Source organism: Streptomyces sp. NPDC107546, assembly GCF_055639175.1.
This window is the reverse complement of the sequence record NZ_JBVKBA010000039.1, coordinates 15,540-30,470: the sequence shown is the minus strand read 5'-3', so window position 1 is coordinate 30,470 and position 14,931 is coordinate 15,540. Positions and strand designations below refer to the sequence as shown.

At 70.7% G+C, this 14,931-nt stretch carries 13 protein-coding genes and 2 pseudogenes; 9 read left to right on the top strand and 6 right to left on the bottom strand.

Annotated elements, in window-relative coordinates; all coding sequences use genetic code 11:
* The first annotated feature begins 4 nt into the window (after positions 1–4).
* Positions 5–1,777, top strand: a complete 1,773-nt coding sequence (locus ACZ7L1_RS34175; RefSeq protein ID WP_471442887.1) for an FAD-dependent oxidoreductase — start codon at positions 5–7, stop codon at positions 1,775–1,777.
* 24 nt (positions 1,778–1,801) lie between these two features.
* On the opposite strand, the gene ACZ7L1_RS34170 is transcribed toward ACZ7L1_RS34175, so the two are convergent.
* On the bottom strand, positions 1,802–2,671 hold the full coding sequence (locus ACZ7L1_RS34170; RefSeq protein WP_471442884.1) for a helix-turn-helix domain-containing protein: 870 nt from the start codon (positions 2,669–2,671) through the stop codon (positions 1,802–1,804).
* A 297-nt stretch (positions 2,672–2,968) separates the two neighbouring features.
* Between ACZ7L1_RS34170 and ACZ7L1_RS34165 the strand changes: the two genes are divergently transcribed.
* The 3 genes and pseudogenes from ACZ7L1_RS34165 to ACZ7L1_RS34155 all read left to right on the top strand — a co-directional run bounded on the left by ACZ7L1_RS34165 (position 2,969) and on the right by ACZ7L1_RS34155 (position 4,939).
* Positions 2,969–3,175, top strand: a complete 207-nt coding sequence (locus tag ACZ7L1_RS34165; protein WP_471442882.1) for a hypothetical protein — start codon at positions 2,969–2,971, stop codon at positions 3,173–3,175.
* A gap of 145 nt (positions 3,176–3,320) precedes the next feature.
* Positions 3,321–3,935 carry an NAD(P)H:quinone oxidoreductase gene (gene wrbA, locus ACZ7L1_RS34160; RefSeq protein ID WP_263234523.1) on the top strand — a complete coding sequence of 205 codons (615 nt, stop codon included), beginning with the start codon at positions 3,321–3,323 and terminating at the stop codon, positions 3,933–3,935.
* Positions 3,936–4,113: 178 nt separating this feature from the next.
* Positions 4,114–4,939 (top strand): annotated as a pseudogene (locus ACZ7L1_RS34155) (class I SAM-dependent methyltransferase).
* Here ACZ7L1_RS34155 and ACZ7L1_RS34150 read toward each other — a convergent pair.
* Positions 4,911–5,645, bottom strand: coding sequence for a nitroreductase (locus tag ACZ7L1_RS34150; protein ID WP_471442880.1), 735 nt, complete (start codon positions 5,643–5,645; stop codon positions 4,911–4,913). The pseudogene ACZ7L1_RS34155 and the gene ACZ7L1_RS34150 sit on opposite strands and share 29 nt — an antisense overlap.
* 33 nt (positions 5,646–5,678) lie before the next feature.
* Between ACZ7L1_RS34150 and ACZ7L1_RS34145 the strand changes: the two genes are divergently transcribed.
* The 4 genes from ACZ7L1_RS34145 to ACZ7L1_RS34130 all read left to right on the top strand — a co-directional run bounded on the left by ACZ7L1_RS34145 (position 5,679) and on the right by ACZ7L1_RS34130 (position 8,684).
* Positions 5,679–5,885, top strand: a complete 207-nt coding sequence (locus tag ACZ7L1_RS34145; RefSeq protein ID WP_471442878.1) for a hypothetical protein — start codon at positions 5,679–5,681, stop codon at positions 5,883–5,885.
* Between the two features lie 302 nt (positions 5,886–6,187).
* Positions 6,188–6,799 (top strand): TetR/AcrR family transcriptional regulator, encoded by a 612-nt coding sequence (locus ACZ7L1_RS34140; protein WP_471442877.1) that lies wholly within the window; start codon positions 6,188–6,190, stop codon positions 6,797–6,799.
* A 167-nt stretch (positions 6,800–6,966) separates the two neighbouring features.
* On the top strand, positions 6,967–7,500 hold the full coding sequence (locus ACZ7L1_RS34135) for a DUF4863 family protein (protein ID WP_471442875.1): 534 nt from the start codon (positions 6,967–6,969) through the stop codon (positions 7,498–7,500).
* Positions 7,501–7,784: 284 nt separating this feature from the next.
* Positions 7,785–8,684, top strand: coding sequence for a DMT family transporter (locus ACZ7L1_RS34130; RefSeq protein ID WP_471442873.1), 900 nt, complete (start codon positions 7,785–7,787; stop codon positions 8,682–8,684).
* A gap of 20 nt (positions 8,685–8,704) precedes the next feature.
* Here the strand turns inward: ACZ7L1_RS34130 and ACZ7L1_RS34125 are convergent, their stop codons facing one another.
* The 3 genes from ACZ7L1_RS34125 to ACZ7L1_RS34115 all read right to left on the bottom strand — a co-directional run bounded on the left by ACZ7L1_RS34125 (position 8,705) and on the right by ACZ7L1_RS34115 (position 12,323).
* Entirely contained in the window at positions 8,705–9,034 is a 330-nt protein-coding gene (locus tag ACZ7L1_RS34125; protein WP_471442871.1) for a nuclear transport factor 2 family protein, read from the bottom strand.
* A gap of 372 nt (positions 9,035–9,406) precedes the next feature.
* Positions 9,407–11,608: an FUSC family protein gene (locus ACZ7L1_RS34120; protein WP_471442869.1), complete on the bottom strand. Its 2,202-nt coding sequence runs from the start codon at positions 11,606–11,608 to the stop codon at positions 9,407–9,409.
* Positions 11,609–11,693: 85 nt separating this feature from the next.
* Entirely contained in the window at positions 11,694–12,323 is a 630-nt protein-coding gene (locus ACZ7L1_RS34115; protein ID WP_471442867.1) for a cysteine hydrolase family protein, read from the bottom strand.
* Between the two features lie 484 nt (positions 12,324–12,807).
* On the opposite strand from ACZ7L1_RS34115, the gene ACZ7L1_RS34110 reads away from it, so the two are divergent.
* Positions 12,808–13,788 (top strand): GlxA family transcriptional regulator, encoded by a 981-nt coding sequence (locus ACZ7L1_RS34110; protein WP_471442865.1) that lies wholly within the window; start codon positions 12,808–12,810, stop codon positions 13,786–13,788.
* Positions 13,789–13,890: 102 nt separating this feature from the next.
* On the opposite strand, the pseudogene ACZ7L1_RS34105 reads toward ACZ7L1_RS34110, so the two are convergent.
* Positions 13,891–14,863: pseudogene (locus tag ACZ7L1_RS34105) on the bottom strand (GlxA family transcriptional regulator).
* Positions 14,864–14,931 lie beyond the last annotated feature (68 nt).

Here is a 14,931-nt window from a genome sequence, read left to right as displayed (position 1 = left end):
ACCCATGACGACCATCGACCCGCTCGACGCGTACGACACCGACGTCCTCGTCGTCGGCAGCGGCCCCGCAGGCGGCTCGGCGGCCCTGCTGCTGGCCACCTACGGCATCCGCACCCTGCTGGTGACGAAGTACGGGTGGCTCGCCAACACGCCGCGGGCGCACATCACCAACCAGCGCACCATGGAGGTGCTGCGCGACCTCGGCGTCGAGCCGGAGGCGCTGGCCCTCGGCAGCCCCTCGCACCTGATGGGGGACACCGTGCTGTGCACGGCGCTGACGGGCGACGAGATCGGCCGCATCCGCAGCTGGGGCACCGGCCCCGCGACGGCCGGCGAGTACTCCGCCAAGAGCCCCTGCGAGATGATCGACCTGCCGCAGACCTATCTGGAGCCGATTCTGGTCGACAACGCGGCGGCCCGCGGCGCCAAGGTCCGCTTCGACACCGAGTTCGTCAGCTTCGAACAGGACGAGGACGGGGTCACCGCCCTGCTGCGCGACCGGGTCCGAGGGGATGAGTTCACGGTGCGGGCCCGCTACCTGATCGGCGCCGACGGCGGGCGCAGCGCGGTCGCCGAGGAGCTCGGCCTGCCCTTCGCCGGTCGCATGGCCAAGGCCGGCAGCATGAACATCGTCTTCAAGGCCGACCTCGCCCGGTACTGCGCCCACCGTCCGAGCGTCCTGTACTGGGTGCTGCAGCCCGGCGCGGACACCGGAGGCATCGGCATGGGTCTGGTCCGTATGGTCCGCCCGTGGAACGAGTGGCTGCTGGTGTGGGGTTACGACATAGAGCAGCCGCCGCCGCGGGTCGACGAAGAGGCCGCGCGCACGATCGTGCGCGACCTCGTCGGCGATCCGGACCTGCCGGTGGAGATCACGTCGACCTCGCTGTGGACCGTCAACCACGCCTACACCGAGGAGTATTCGAGCGGCAGGGTCTTCTGTGCCGGAGACGCCGTGCACCGCCATCCGCCGTCCAACGGACTGGGCTCCAACACCTCCGTCCAGGACGCGTACAACCTCGCGTGGAAACTCGCGATGGTGATCCGCGGCGAGGCCGGACCCGCGCTGCTCGACAGCTACACGGCCGAACGCGCCCCGGTGGGGCGGCAGATCGTCGAGCGGGCCAACCTCAGCCGCGACCAGTTCGGGCCGATCTTCGATGTGCTCGGCGTCGGCGGCGGCAGCGACGCGGAGGCCATCGCCGAAGGGATCGCGGCGATACGGGAGCGGACACCCGAGGGCGCCAAGAGGAGACGGCAGCTCGAAGAAGCGATCCAGCTGAAGAACTACGAGTTCAACGCGCACGGCGTGGAGATGAACCAGCGGTACGTCTCCACCGCGGTGCTCCCCGACGACAGCCCGGCCGAAGTGTGGGCGGGCGACCGCGAGTTGGTGCACCAGCCGACGACCCGGCCGGGCGCCAAGCTGCCGCACGCCTGGCTGGTCGACGCACAGGGCGAGCGCGTCTCCACGCTGGACGTCGTCGGCCATGGTGTCTTCACCGTGCTGACCGGCCTTTCGGGCGGTGCCTGGGAGACCGCCGCGCGGGCCTGTGGCGACGCACTCGGCGTACCGCTGCGCGTGGTGCGCGTCGGTGACGACAACTGCCGTGACGCCTACGGCGAGTGGAGCCGCGTCAGCGAGATCGCCGAGGACGGTGTGCTGCTGGTGCGCCCGGACGGACATGTCGCCTGGCGCCGGGCCACCGCCGCCGAGACCGATGAGGCGGCGCGGGAGGAGCTGCTCGGCGCGCTCCGCCACGTCCTGGCGCGCTAGTGCTGAGGGCCGCGGCCGCCGTATTCAGCCCGAGCGGCGCAGGGCGGCGGGAGTGGTGCCGAGCCGGGTGCGCATCACCCGGGTGAGGTGCTCCTGGTGGGAGAACCCGCAGGCGACGGCCACCTCGGCGATCGGGTCGGTACCGGTGCGCAACAGCCGGCACGCCCGCTCCACACGCAGCGCGAGCAGGAACTGGTGCGGCGACTGTCCCGTGCTCGCCCGGAACTGCCGGGTGAACTGGCTGCAGCTCAGTGACGCCGCGGCGGCGAGGTCCGCGATCGGCAGCGGTTCGGCCAGCCGTTCCTCCATGAGCTCGCGGACGGCGGCGAGTCGGCGTGCGGACAGTCCGGGCCGGCTGTCCGCCGGCACGGCGTCGCGGACGCCGTGCCGGCGGGCGAGCTGTGCGGCGAGCATCGCGGTCAGATGGTCGGTGTAGGTACGGGCCGACGGCTCCCACGAGCGCACCGCGCCCGCCAGCGCGAGCAGGAGCTGCTCGGCCAGCGGATCGGTGGCGCCGAGTTCCTCGGACAGCTCCACGGGCCGTCCGTCGTTCGCCTCGCACAGCGCATCGTCGGTGAGGTAGGCGTGGACCGTGTCGAGCCTGCCGCCGAGTTCGACGGCGAGGGTACGGCCGGCCGGTTGCAGGAAGAGCCCCCCGGCCGGAACGGTCCGCGACCGCGCGCCCGGCCCCCGTCCCCGCCGCACGGCGACAGGTCCGCTCAGGTGCAGGATCACCAGGTGCGTGGGCGCCGGATCGAAGGCACCACGGTAGGGCTGCTCTTCTTGGGTGGAGAGGTACAGCCGCTCCCACCCGAGCCCGGCGCTGCTGGACCGCGTCCGCACACCGGGTTGTCGCAGGATGCCGACCGTGTCGGCCAGACCCAGCTCTGCCATGGTGCGACCTCCTCGTGGCACCCCTACATAGTTGAACTGTAAACCAGAGCAGCGTGCGCGGAAGGCCGGGTGCCCTGATTTTGCCCAGCCGTGTCCCGCCTCGAGGAATCGCGTGACACGCCCGCCGGTGCGGGCCGCAGGGATCGGTGAAGCGACCGAGGAGGGCGGTGACCGGCTGCCTGGGCGGGGGCGTGCCGTCCAGCGGACGGCCGTGGCCGGTGCCGTCCCCGTGAACTGGCTCGCTGTCTGTTCGAACTCCAGGGTGACTGGGGCCGCCAGGACGCCTATGGCGCCGCCATGGACATCGTCCAGGCGCACGTCGGCGCCTACGGGCAGGGCGTGGTCTACGCCCAGTGGTTCCTCGGCGCTGGATGCGGCGTGCGGAAGGTGACGCACCGGCTCGGCGGCAGGGGACTCGCCGGCGGGTCGAGGCGCCCGGCGTGCCCTGCTGGACCGGCGCCCGGCCCCGGTGGCGGCGAGGTCCTCTGCGTCCGATGTGGTTGACGATTAAACAAGATGGTTTAAGCTTCAGCATACCGTCGGTGATCGCCGCGCTTCTCACTGCGCGCCGAGCGCGACGCCTGTGCACCACGCGGGCCCAGTCCGGCGTGGCGCACCGTACGCATCCTCAGGATCGGAGACGACTTCCATGACCAGCCCTGTCCGCGTTGCTGTCATCTACTACTCCTCCACCGGATTCTCGGCCGAGATCGCCAAGGAGATCGCGGAGGCGGCCGAGAAGGCGGGCGCCGAGGTGCGCCTGCTCAAGGCCGCTGAACTGGCCCCTGAGGCCGCCATCGCCTCGAACGAGGCGTGGGCCGCCCACGCCGCGGCGAGCGCGGGCATTCCCGAGGCCACGACCGCCGACGTCGAGTGGGCGGACGCGATCGTCTTCGGCACCCCCACCCGCTTCGGGAACATCTCGTCCCAGCTGAAGCAGTTCATCGACACCCTGGGCGGCCTGTGGGCACAGGGCAAGCTGGCCAACAAGGTCTACAGCGGCTTCGTGACGACCGCCACGGCGCACGGCGGCCAGGAGTCGACGCTGCTCGCCCTGTACAACTCCATCCACCACTTCGGCGGCATCATCGTGTCCCCGGGCTACACCGACCCCGTCAAGTTCGTCGACGGCAACCCCTACGGCACCTCGCACGTCGACGCACAGGGCAACAACCCGGTCGGCGAGCACACCCGCAACGCCGCCCGCCACCAGGCCGAGCGCGTGGTCCAGGTCGCTGCCGCCCTGAAGGCCGGCCTCGCCTGACCTGTCCTGGAGCGCGGCGGTCCCAGGGTCCGCCGTGCGCCTGTCCGCACCGCGAGTCCGGCAGCCGACGCGCTGCCGGACTGGCGGTGCGCGCTTTCCCGGCTGCCGGCCGGGTGAGCGCATGGGGGAGGGCGAGTCGCCGCCGCCGCGTGGTGCGTACGGCTGACACGGCAGGCCGGTGGCAACCGACCGTCAACGGAACGGAGAGGTGCTGTCGACGTTCCTCGGCGTGCGCACCCCGTACTACGACAGCCGGGTCACGGCGGCCTGCGCCGTCGGCATCCGCCAACTGGTCGTGCTTGCGGCGGGACTGGACGCGAGGGCCTACCGCCCGGGCCTGCCCGCGGACACCAGCGTCTACGAGATCGAGACCGAACCGGTGCTGCGGTTCGAGGACAGCGTGCTGACGCGCGCGGCTGAAGCCCGCCGCGCGTCGCCACCCGGTCGTCGCCGATCTGCGCGGCCCCTGGGAGGCGGCGCTCACCGACGCCGGGTGCGACCCCGCGCTTCCCACCATGTGGCTGGTGGAGTGGCTCTTCATGTACCTGAGCGCGGAGCGAGCGGCTGCTCGACGGTCTGACCCGGCTCAGCGCCCCGGGCAGCCGCCTCGCCCTGGAGTACTACGAGTCCGTTCCGCGTCCGCAGGACGTGTCGACGGTCGACGCGGTCGAGGAGGCGGTCATCGCCCGGATCCTGAGCTTCTTCCAGGAAGGCCCGGCCACTTCCCCCGACCGGTGGCTGCCGACCCATGGCGGTCGGCCGGTCGCGCGGGGACTGCGGAAGCGGGGCAGGGGGAGAGGGCCAAGGTGTGCTGGGGTCGGTTGCCCGTGGTACGGACGGCGCGGGCCGTGGCGCGTGGCTCGGGACGCGGGGACGCCTGCCCTGGGGCCCGTATGCGGGCCGGCCGGTGTGGGCCGTCCCCTGGGATGGGGACGGATGCGGAAGATGTCCGAGGGGCTCGTGCTCGGGAGGCCCTCAGCCCGCTTCGTCTCCGTGGAAGGTGACGAAGGAACCGATGGGTTCGCGCGGGGTGCGCAGTCGGTTCAGGCGGTGCGCGGGGTCGGCGTACCCGAGGGCGACTGCGCAGACGATCAGCTGGTCGTCGGGGATGAGCAGGTGCCGGCGCAGCACGGGAGAGAAGTCGATGAGGGATGCCTGGGGACAGGTGTCCAGGTCGTCGCCGCGCGCGGCGAGCATCAGGGCCTGCAGGAACAGGCCTGCGTCGACCAGGGCGCTCTGCAGCGGATGGCGGCTGGTCGTGAGGACGATGCCGACGGGCGCGCCGAAGAAGTCGTAGTTCCGGCGGTGATGGTCGAGCCGCGCCCCGGTGTCGTCGGCCCGGATCCCGAGCGTTTCGCGGTAGAGGCTCTCACCGAACCGGCGGCGTCGTGAGCGGAACGGCTCGCGCCAACCGTCCTGCTCCGGCTGGTAGGCGTAGTCCCGTCCCCGCCCCTCGTCGTCGCCGGCATGGGCCCGCAGGAGGGCGGCGGTGAGTGAGCGTTTCGCCGCCCCGGTCACGACGTGGACCTGCCAGGGCTGGCAGTTGGAGTTGCTGGCGGACCGGGCGGCCAGTGCGAGGAGCCGCTCGACCCTGGACCGGGGGACGGGTGTCGGCAGGAACGCTCGCACGCTGCGCCGGCCGCGGAGGGCGGCCTCCACCGTGACCGGGGTGGCGGCGGGGACCGGTGCCGTGGCCGGGGTGTGGTTCATGATCGTTTCCATGGTCAGGCCGGGGGAGGGGTGGTGTGGGAGGAGGGGCGCCCGGCCGGCTGGGGGAACGGCGTGCTCGTCGTTGCGCCCCTCGCGGCCGGGCAGTACTTCGGCGACGCTGCCGTCCGGCTCGCACCGCACCGGGGTCGCGGCCTCGCCCGGGCCCGGGCGTTCGGGCCCGCGGCGACGCCGGGGCTCACGACGCCGTGGTCGATCGACTGCTGGGCCTTCTTCATGTGAGGTTCTCGCCTTCGGCCACATCACACGCTCCATGTGTCGCGCAACGCTAGGTGCCCTGTTCAGTTACAGTCAAGAGCTGTAAAGAAAGTGGATCTGGCCGTCCGGTGAAGGCGCTACGGGTGGCGGGCCGGAGTTCGCGTAGTGTGCTGATGCGGCGGGGGCCTGATGGGCAACCGGCTCCGGCCGGCTTGTGTGTCGGAAGGAATGAGATGGCGAAGGCGAAGGCGACGCGTTCCGATGAACGGGCCGGCGGGCGCGGGGGGCGCGGGGGGCGCGGGGGGCGCTCGGGAGCGGAGCCGGCGGTGCCTGCCGGCGGACGGCCCAGGGACCCGGCGATCGAGGAGGCGATCATCCAGGCCACGCGCAAGCGGCTGGCCACCGACGGCTACTCCTCCATGACGATCGGGGACATCGTCGCGGACGCCGGTGTCACCCGGCCGACCCTGTACCGGCGGTGGGCGAACAAGTACGACCTCGTCGTCGACGCCCTGGAATACGGACTGCGCAAGCAGCGCGAGGCCTACCCTCCGCTGGACATGGAGCAGTTGGCCCCGCGTGAGGCGCTCGTCGAAGCGGTACGGCGTCTCGACCCCCGCTACCACAACGAGCGGGCCATGGCCCTGCACGGCAACTTCATGGCGGAGGTGGAGCGGGCGCCCGGCCTGCTGGAGCAGTTGCGGGAGCACGGGGTGCGGCCCCGCTGCGAGGAACTGCTGATGACGCTGGTCTCGCTGCAGCGCCGCGGCGCCGTGCGTGAGGACGTGGACCTGGACATGGTCGTCACCCTGTGTTTCGGCAGTTACTTCGCCGACTACCTGCGGACCGGCCGGGCGGTCCCGGACGACTTCGCGGAACGGGTCGTCGCCACGGTCTGGCCGGCGATCACCGTGGACGGCGAGGCTCGCCCCGTCTGAGAGGACCCTCGGGGCGGCGCCGAGCGGGCGCGGGCCCCGGGCCGCTTCCGGCGCCGCTTCGTCCGGGCCGACGGACATCGGTATTTCATTACAGCTATTGACTGTAACGAAAAGCGGCTGCATCGTTCTCGTGTCAGACCCAGTGGCGACACGAGAGGACTCCGCGCATGAGCGAGGACAGCCGCAAGGCACTGATCGAGCGCAGCATCCCGTTCCTGGCCGAGGTCAGGAACCGTACGGCCGGCGATGACCTGGAGAGCTGGCTGAACACCACCTACGGCCCCGACAGCGAGCTCTACCAGGATCTCGCGCGCCTGATCAAGATCGGTGTCCTGGAGGAGGGCTGGGCGGCGAACATCGAGGTCGACGGGCCCCGCTACCGCCGCAGCCTCATCGCCGAACCGACGGCGGAGACCCACTACTTCAGCATCACGGCCGTCTACATGGACAGTGTCGAGCGCTACCGGGGCCAGTACCACGCGCATCCGTACGGCGAACTGAACCTCGTCGCCCCCATCGACCCCGGAGCCCAGCTGGTGGGGCCGAACGGCTGGCAGGGAGCGGGCTGGACCGCGCCCGCCCCGGGCAGCCACCACTACCCCGAGGTACGAGGAGGCGCCCTGATCGCCCTGTTCTACCTGCCCGCCGGACGCATCTCGTACGACATCCGTCCTTCCCGGTCCGCCGGTGCCGTCGCATAGGGCTGCCCACCGCGAGCACGTACGGTCCGGTGGCCGGCCGCGGTGACCGGGGTCCGGTGGCCGGCCGCGGTGACCGGGCGATGGCCCGGACGCACCCCGTCGGCGCGTCCGGCGGCGGCCGTGCACCGGGTCGAGCGGTGGGAGGCCTCACGCCGTCCCGAGCCCGCGGCAGCCAACGGGTCCGAGAGGACACGGCGCCCTGCGGAATGCCGGGTCGGCGGCCTTGGTTGTTTCCCTGCGTAATGGTGGACGGTGTACAGGGGTGAGAGAGGATCGTTGCGGCCATGACCCTTTCCGTCGCTCTCGCCGTTCTCGCGGCCTGCAGCAATGCCCTCGGAACGGTGTTGCAAAGGCGTGCCGCGCTGACCGTCCCCGCGTCGACGTCACTGCGCCTCGGGCTGCTGGCCGACCTGCTGCGGACGCCCGTCTGGCTCGCGGGCATCGTCGGCGTGACGCTGTCGGCGATCCTCCAGGCGCTCGCCCTGGCCTCCGGTTCGCTCGCCGCCGTCCAGCCGGTCTTCATCCTGGAGCTGCCGCTGGCCCTCGTGATCGGCGGGATGGTCTTCCATGTGCGCCGATCACGCAGGTCCTGGGCGTCGGTGGCGTACATCGCCGTCGGGCTCGCCGTCTTCCTGTTCTCGCTCGCCCCTTCCGGGGGACGCGCCGAGGTACCGGTCCTCTGGTGGGCGCCGACCGTCGTCGTCACCGGTGCCCTGGGCGCGGCTCTCGTGCTGACCGCCCGGGCCCGGCCGTTCGGCCGGGCGCGGGCGGCCTGCCTGGCCGCCGGTGCGGCTCTCGGCAACGCGCTCGCCGCGGCGCTGATGAAGTCGGCCATGGGCGTACTGGACGATCAGGGAGCCGTGGCGTTCCTCCTGTCGTGGCAGACGTACGGCTTCGCGGTGATCGGGGCTACGTCCCTCTTCCTGCTGGGCACCGCGATGCAGGCCGGCCCGCTCATCGCCTCCCAGCCAGCACTGACCCTCACCGACGCCGTGAGCGGTGTCGTGCTGGGAGTGACGCTCTACGCCGAGCAGCCCCGTACGGGACTGTGGATCCTGCCGGCCCTGCTCGGCTTCGGCCTGCTCACCTACGGCATCTTCACGCTCTCCCGGACGCGTTGCCTGGCGGAGTGCCTGAACGCCGAGGAGGAGGCGCCGGACGAGGCGGAGAAGGCCGCGGTATAGCGCCGGGTGGTCGCGTGCGGTCAGCCGATGCGGAGGTCGCCGATCAGGCCGTCGCGCAGGCGGAAGGTCATGGGGCCGGTGCCGTTGTACCGGTCGCTGGTGACCTTGAGCGTGACGACATAACGGTCCGGGTCGGGACCGGCCACCGCATCGATCAGCTCGAAGTGGGCCCGCACACCGATGTTGTCGGTGCGGTCCCAGTCGCGCACATGGTCACGTCCGTGGAACTCGCGCCCGTAGTCGTAGAGGTGGGCGTCCTCGGTGAAGGCGGCGGCGAAGGCCTCGCTGTCGCCGCGGTTGGTGGCTTCGATGAAGGTGCCGATGGCGGCGGGGACGTCGACCGCGGTCATGGTCGTCTCCTTGCGGGTCGTGGGGTTCTCGGGGACTGCCTGGTACGCACAGAAGCGAGGTCGATCTCACCCAACACCATGACGGTGAACGGCTCTTGCCGATGAGGCACGGAATGCTTTCCTCTCGTGCATGTCGGTGATCGGGAAACGGCCGTCCGGCCGGAGGTGCGCGAGCTGTCGCGGTCGGGACAGCTCGGTGTTCTCCTCGCCGCCGAGGAAACGCGGTGCGCCGCCGGTCGTCACGGCCCGGTGGGCTGTCCTGCGGAGACCGCCGCTCACCGGGCCGACGACGGGACCGGAGGGCCGGTTCGTCCGCCCACGGTTCCCTTTGGATGCCATGGGCGAGGACCTGCCGACCAACGAGAGCCCGCGTCACGGCTTGTCGCGCACGGGCATGCCGAGCGTCCGAGCCAGCCCCTGGATGCTCTCGTCCACGCGTTGCAGGTGCCGTAGCACCCGCAGCGTCACGTGGACGTCCTCGGTACGCGCCCCGTCCACCCGGACCGGGAACCGGGCGAGGATCCCGGAGCCGCGCTCGAGCGCGGTGCCGTCGTCACCTCCGTCGGCCACCTGGCCGATCAGGGCCGCGAGGTTGCGGTCGATGCGGACGGCCTCCTCCCTGAGGTACGGACCGGCGCCGAGGCGGATGCCGGCCGTCATCGGTTCGGCGGTGCCGGCCAGGCTGCGGGTGTGCAAGGCCGCTGTCTCGAGCAGCCCCAGCACCGCGAGCGTGGTGCGCCGCCGGGACCGCAACGGGCTGATCGGAGTGATCAGCGGCTCCACAGACACGCGCAGGCTGTCCAGGGCCGAATCCAGCGCGCGGGCCGGACCGAGCAGATCCCCGACGGGCTCGCCGCCCAAGCGGGCCAGCGACTGGGAGAGCACCGCGCGCAGCCGCCCCAGCACCTCGTGCAGCAAGCGGTCCGTGCGTTCCCGGGTCCGCGTCGGCAGCACGAGCAGTGCCGCGGCCAGCCCGCATGCGATCCCCAGCGCGGTCTCCTCGATCCGCACCACCAGCACGCCCGGGGTGAGGGCGTGGAGCAGGGTGTACAGCATGCCGATCATGGTGGTGACGCAGAAGGACATCAGCGTGTAGGACACCGCGGTCGTGTAGTACATCCCGAACACGCCGAGGACCGCCAAGGCGAACGCCAGCCGGGGATCGTCACCGATCAGGGCGGCGAGTGCGAGCGCGGCGACGACACCCATCACTGTGCCGAGCAGCCGGCGGTATCCCCGGACCAGGACCTCACCGGTGGAGGTGGTGCTGATGAACACCACCCAGCACGTGAACACCGCCCAGTACCAGCGCTGGGGCGACAGCAGTTCACCGCCGCCGATGGCCAGCGCCGATCCGGTGGCGACCTGGAGCGCGGTCCGGGTGGTGGGACGGACGCGGGTGCCCTCCAGCCCCGGTGCGACGTCCTTCGCCGGGCCGGAGTCCTCCGCCTCGAGCTCCCCGGTGCACCGTGGCGCCTCGGGGGAGTCCTGGGGAGCCGAAGTGGGCGCGTCGGCGGGCAGGCACAGGTCGCGAAGGGTGCGGGCGAGGTCCCCGACGGAGCGCAAGACGTCCGGCGTCGACGAGGACGCGTCGGACGGGTGCTCGTCGTTGCGGTGGCCGAGCAGCCCGTCGCGGACCTCGGCGGGATCGGTGGGCGCCGGTCGCAGCCGACCGGGGCCGATCGCCACGCGCAGCGCGCGCAGCTCCGAGATGAGCACGGGCAGCGTCAGGGCCTCCCGAGCGTCGAGGCAGGAGCCGGCACGGCGGACGTTCGTCAGATGCCGGGTCAGGGTGTCGATGTCGGCACCGGGCCACAAGAGCCGCATCACGAGGATGGCCAGCCGTTCCACGGCCGTCTCTGCTGCTGTCACGCGGCGCTGGATCGCGGTGGCCGTGGACTGGTCCGGCGCTCCGGTGCCCAGCCAATTCTGGATCATCAACGCGCCCGTGTGCAGCCGGGCCGCATGCCGGCGCAGGTCGTCAACCGCCCGCTCGGTTCGCGGCGCCTCCGGTCCGCCTTCGGCCATCTCGATCAGCGCGTCGAGGACCAGCCCCAGCCGCAGCCGGAAAGCCCGGTTCAGCCGTGCCAGCGTCCGCTCCGGCGGCGAGCGCAGGATGGCGAAGCGGATCAGCGCCGAGCTGCCGAAGGCCACCAGCACGGCCGGGCACAGCTGCGGCAGTTGCTCCGGGCGGGTCTCGACGAACTGGGTCACGAAGAACAGCTGGAAGGCGAAGACGCCCAGCGTGGTCGCGCGCGGGCCCAGCCGCCGGATGTAGATGGCGGCGAAGATCATCATTACGAACACCACGTCCGCCAGGACCCGGTACGGCGTCAGTGCGCTGCCGACCGCCATGACGGCCAGCGCGAGGGGCACTCCGGCCGCGAGGGTCAGTGCCTGGTCGTGCGGTCGGCGCTCGGTGATCGCCACCGTGCTGACCATGGCGGTGAGAGCACCCGCCACCAGGATCGGTACCGGCGCGTGCATCGCCGCGAGGGCCCCCAGCGCCAGCAGCACCGAGCAGACCGCGCTGAGCCCGGACAGCAGCCTGAGCAGTCCGGGATCGGATGCCACGAACCGGTCCCGGACGCCCGTCGGCCCCACTCGTGCCCGATGCACGCCCCGGTCTCTCCCTTCACCCCGCACTGACGGTGAAGTGTTACGTCGCCGGCATGTCGAGCGAGGCCAGGAAGTCGTCGACGCTGACCACGCTGTGCGAGACCATGTTCAGGCCGCGCATCATCGCCTGGTACGTGACAAGCCCACCGGGAGCGGCGATCGCGTCGGTGAACGTCGTGACGTGGTAGCCGCGCTCCATCGCGGTGCGGGCCGTCGACTCCACGGCCATGATCCCGGAGACTCCGGCGATGGCCAGGTATTCGACGTTCCGCTGCCGCAGCTGGAACTCCAGGTCGGTGTGGTGGAGCACGTCGAGGCTCTTGTGCGGCGCTAGGATCACGTCACCCGGCTGGGGAGCCAGGTCCTCGTAGAACTCGGTGTTCCAGGTGTTCACCTCGAACAGCCGGTTGTCGAACATCTGCCGGTGAATCCCTGAGACGTGCTTCCACGACGAGTAGTCGTCATCGGTGAAGGCGGTCCTCGAGTAGAAGACGGGAATGCCCTTGTGCCGCCGCACCCCGGCGATGAGCTTCTTCAGGTTGTCGATCGTGTCCAGCCGTTCGTACTCCGGTGCGTAGATGGAGTAGGCCTTGCCGTGCTCCGAGAAGTTCTCATTGACCAGGTCGACGAGGAGCAACCCCACTCGACCGCGTTCGTAGTCGCTCGCCATGACCGTCCTCCGGCGCAGAGATCGTCGGCAGCCGGGCCACTCCGGCCATCCGTTACAATCGATGATTGTAACGTAATCCCTGCTCATAATCATCCAGAATTCACGGAGCAGCCGATGCGAGGGGTGAAGGTGAGGTGCCGACATGCAGGGATGCCGTGGCTGCCGCGCTCGCCGCCGATTCCTGGCTGCAGGCGCCCCGGATGGCCGGGGCTGCGCCCTCCTGTCCGTCCCGTCAGGGAGAGATCATGCGGCTTGTCGCGCTCATCACCGGTGCAGTCACCGGCATCGCTTCCAGTCCGGGGCCGGCCGTCACGACCGGGCCGTCCCTGCGATGATGTCGTTCATGACGTCCGCGCTTCCGATGCGGCGCAGGATGAGTGGGCGGTAGTCGTCCTCCGTGGTCCGGACCGCGGCGTATGCGCGGCCTCGACGGCCGCCAGTCACCGGACCCAGATGCCTGAGGAAGAGAACCGGGAGTTCCGACATGCACCACCGGGTGGCCATGCTCGTCTACGACGGGGTGAAACTCCTGGACGTCTCAGGCCCCGCCGAGGTGTTTGCTGAAGCGAATCGACTCGGCGCCGACTATAGGATCACCCTGCTGTCGACGAACGGTGCCGACATCACGTCGTCGGTCGGCATCCGGATCACCGTCGACGGCAGCCCCGCCTCCGAGCCGGCCCCGGACACGCTCGTGGTGCCGGGCGGCGACATCTATCCCAGGACTCCCGTCACGCGCGATCTGGTCGAGGCCGCGAGGGACCTGGCGGCCCGCTCCGGCCGTGTCGCCTCCGTCTGCTCCGGGGCGTTCGTCCTGGCTGCCACCGGCCTGCTGGACGGAAAGCGTGCCACCACTCACTGGAAGGTCGCAGGCGAACTCGCCGCCCGGTGCCCGAAGACCCGTGTCGAGCCCGACGCCATCTACGTACGCGACGGCACCACGTACACCTCGGCGGGCGTCACCGCCGGTATCGACCTGGCGCTGGCTCTCGTGGAGGAGGACCACGGGCCCGAACTCAGCCGGGACGTCGCCCGCGCCCTGGTGGTCTACCTGCAACGCGCGGGCGGTCAGTCGCAGTTCTCCGCCCCGCTGCAGGCCCCGCCGCCCAGGTCTCCCGCGCTGCGCAGAGTCATCGACCTGGTCCAGGCCGATCCTGCGGGCAATCACTCCCTCGGTGAACTCGCCAAGCATCTCAATGTCAGCCCCCGCCATCTCACGCGGCTGTTCCGTGAGGAGCTGTCCACCACGCCGGCCCGGTACGTCGAGTCGATCCGGTTCGACCTCGCCAAGGCATTCCTCGATCAGGGGCATTCCGCGACCCAGGCAGCCGCCTTGGCGGGATTCCCGAGCTACGAGAGTCTGCGCCGAGTGTTCGCACGGGAGTTGTCCATCAGTCCCACTGCCTATCAGCGCCGCTTCGGCACGGCTCGCCACGCGCAGGCGGGGTTTGTCCGGGGACGTTGAAGTCGACGGCTCACCGCCGGTTCCTCTGTGGTCGCGGGCCGAGCTTCGCCCGGAGGTAAAAGACGATCGCCGTTCAGGACCAGCGGCGTTTGAAGACCGACTTCACTGGGGGCGGCGCGGGTTTGTGTGCGTCGTCGCGAACCGGGCGCGGTAATGGCCGGGTGAGACGCCGAGTCGGGCCACGAAGGCCCGTCGCAGCGTCTCGGGACTGCCGAACCCGGCGGCTCGGGCGCTCTCGGACACGCTGTGACCGGCGTCGAGGAGGGCCTTTGCGTGATCCAGTCGCATGTGTTCGACGAACTTGGCCGGGGTCCTGCCGAGTTCCGCGTTGAACAGGCGGGTGAGATGTCGCGAACTGACACCGACGAGGGCCACCAGCGCATCCGTACTGTGCTCGAGCGCGGGCTGCGCCGAGACGAGGTCGATGACTGCCCGCAGTGCGGGCGTGCGCGGCACGCTCACCTTCAGCGGTGCAGAGAACTGGGACTGCCCTCCGGGGCGCTGCATGAACATGACCAGGTTTCGGGCGACGTCACGTGCCAGATCCGCACCGTGGTCATGCTCGACGAGGGAAAGCGCCAGGTCGATACCGGCGGTCACACCCGCCGAGGTGAAGATGTCACGATCCTCGACGAAGAGGGAATCGGGCTCGACGTGAATGTCGGGGTGGGCGCGCGCGAGCAGCTGGGCGTGGCGCCAGTGAGTGGTCGCGCGGTGTCCCGAAAGCAGGCCTGCGGCAGCGAGAACGAACGAGCCGGTGCAAACGGAGACAAGCCTGCGTGTGCGGGCACGCAGCAGCCGGACGGCCTCTGTCAGATCTGACGGGATCGGCTCAGTGACGAGTTGGATCCCCACCCGCGACGACGAGTGTGTCGACGTCGACCTCTGCCGCAGCCGCGTCCACGGGCAGGAGCGTACCGATCGACGTGCGTACCGACTCGCCGGACGAAGAGGTGTAGCGCAGCGAGTAACACGCGCCGAGAGCATTGGCTTCCGCGAACACCTCCGCCGGGCCGGAGACGTCGAGCATCTTCACTCCGTCGAACACGAGGAAGGCGACACGATGGACGGTCATGCGGTTGTCGGCTCCTTTCCTTGATCAAATTCCTTGATCAAACCCCGGCGTCCCAGAGCCGCAGAGTC

Excerpts from the sequence above, each read along its gene's own strand:
- ACZ7L1_RS34175 (WP_471442887.1), top strand. The coding sequence starts at position 5 with ATGACGACCATCGACCCGCTCGACGCGTACGACACCGACGTCCTCGTC.
- ACZ7L1_RS34170 (WP_471442884.1), bottom strand. The coding sequence starts at position 2,671 with ATGGCAGAGCTGGGTCTGGCCGACACGGTCGGCATCCTGCGACAACCC.
- ACZ7L1_RS34165 (WP_471442882.1), top strand. The coding sequence starts at position 2,969 with ATGGACATCGTCCAGGCGCACGTCGGCGCCTACGGGCAGGGCGTGGTC.
- wrbA (WP_263234523.1), top strand. The coding sequence starts at position 3,321 with ATGACCAGCCCTGTCCGCGTTGCTGTCATCTACTACTCCTCCACCGGA.
- ACZ7L1_RS34150 (WP_471442880.1), bottom strand. The coding sequence starts at position 5,645 with ATGAACCACACCCCGGCCACGGCACCGGTCCCCGCCGCCACCCCGGTC.
- ACZ7L1_RS34135 (WP_471442875.1), top strand. The coding sequence starts at position 6,967 with ATGAGCGAGGACAGCCGCAAGGCACTGATCGAGCGCAGCATCCCGTTC.
- ACZ7L1_RS34130 (WP_471442873.1), top strand. The coding sequence starts at position 7,785 with ATGACCCTTTCCGTCGCTCTCGCCGTTCTCGCGGCCTGCAGCAATGCC.
- ACZ7L1_RS34125 (WP_471442871.1), bottom strand. The coding sequence starts at position 9,034 with ATGACCGCGGTCGACGTCCCCGCCGCCATCGGCACCTTCATCGAAGCC.
- ACZ7L1_RS34115 (WP_471442867.1), bottom strand. The coding sequence starts at position 12,323 with ATGGCGAGCGACTACGAACGCGGTCGAGTGGGGTTGCTCCTCGTCGAC.
- ACZ7L1_RS34110 (WP_471442865.1), top strand. The coding sequence starts at position 12,808 with ATGCACCACCGGGTGGCCATGCTCGTCTACGACGGGGTGAAACTCCTG.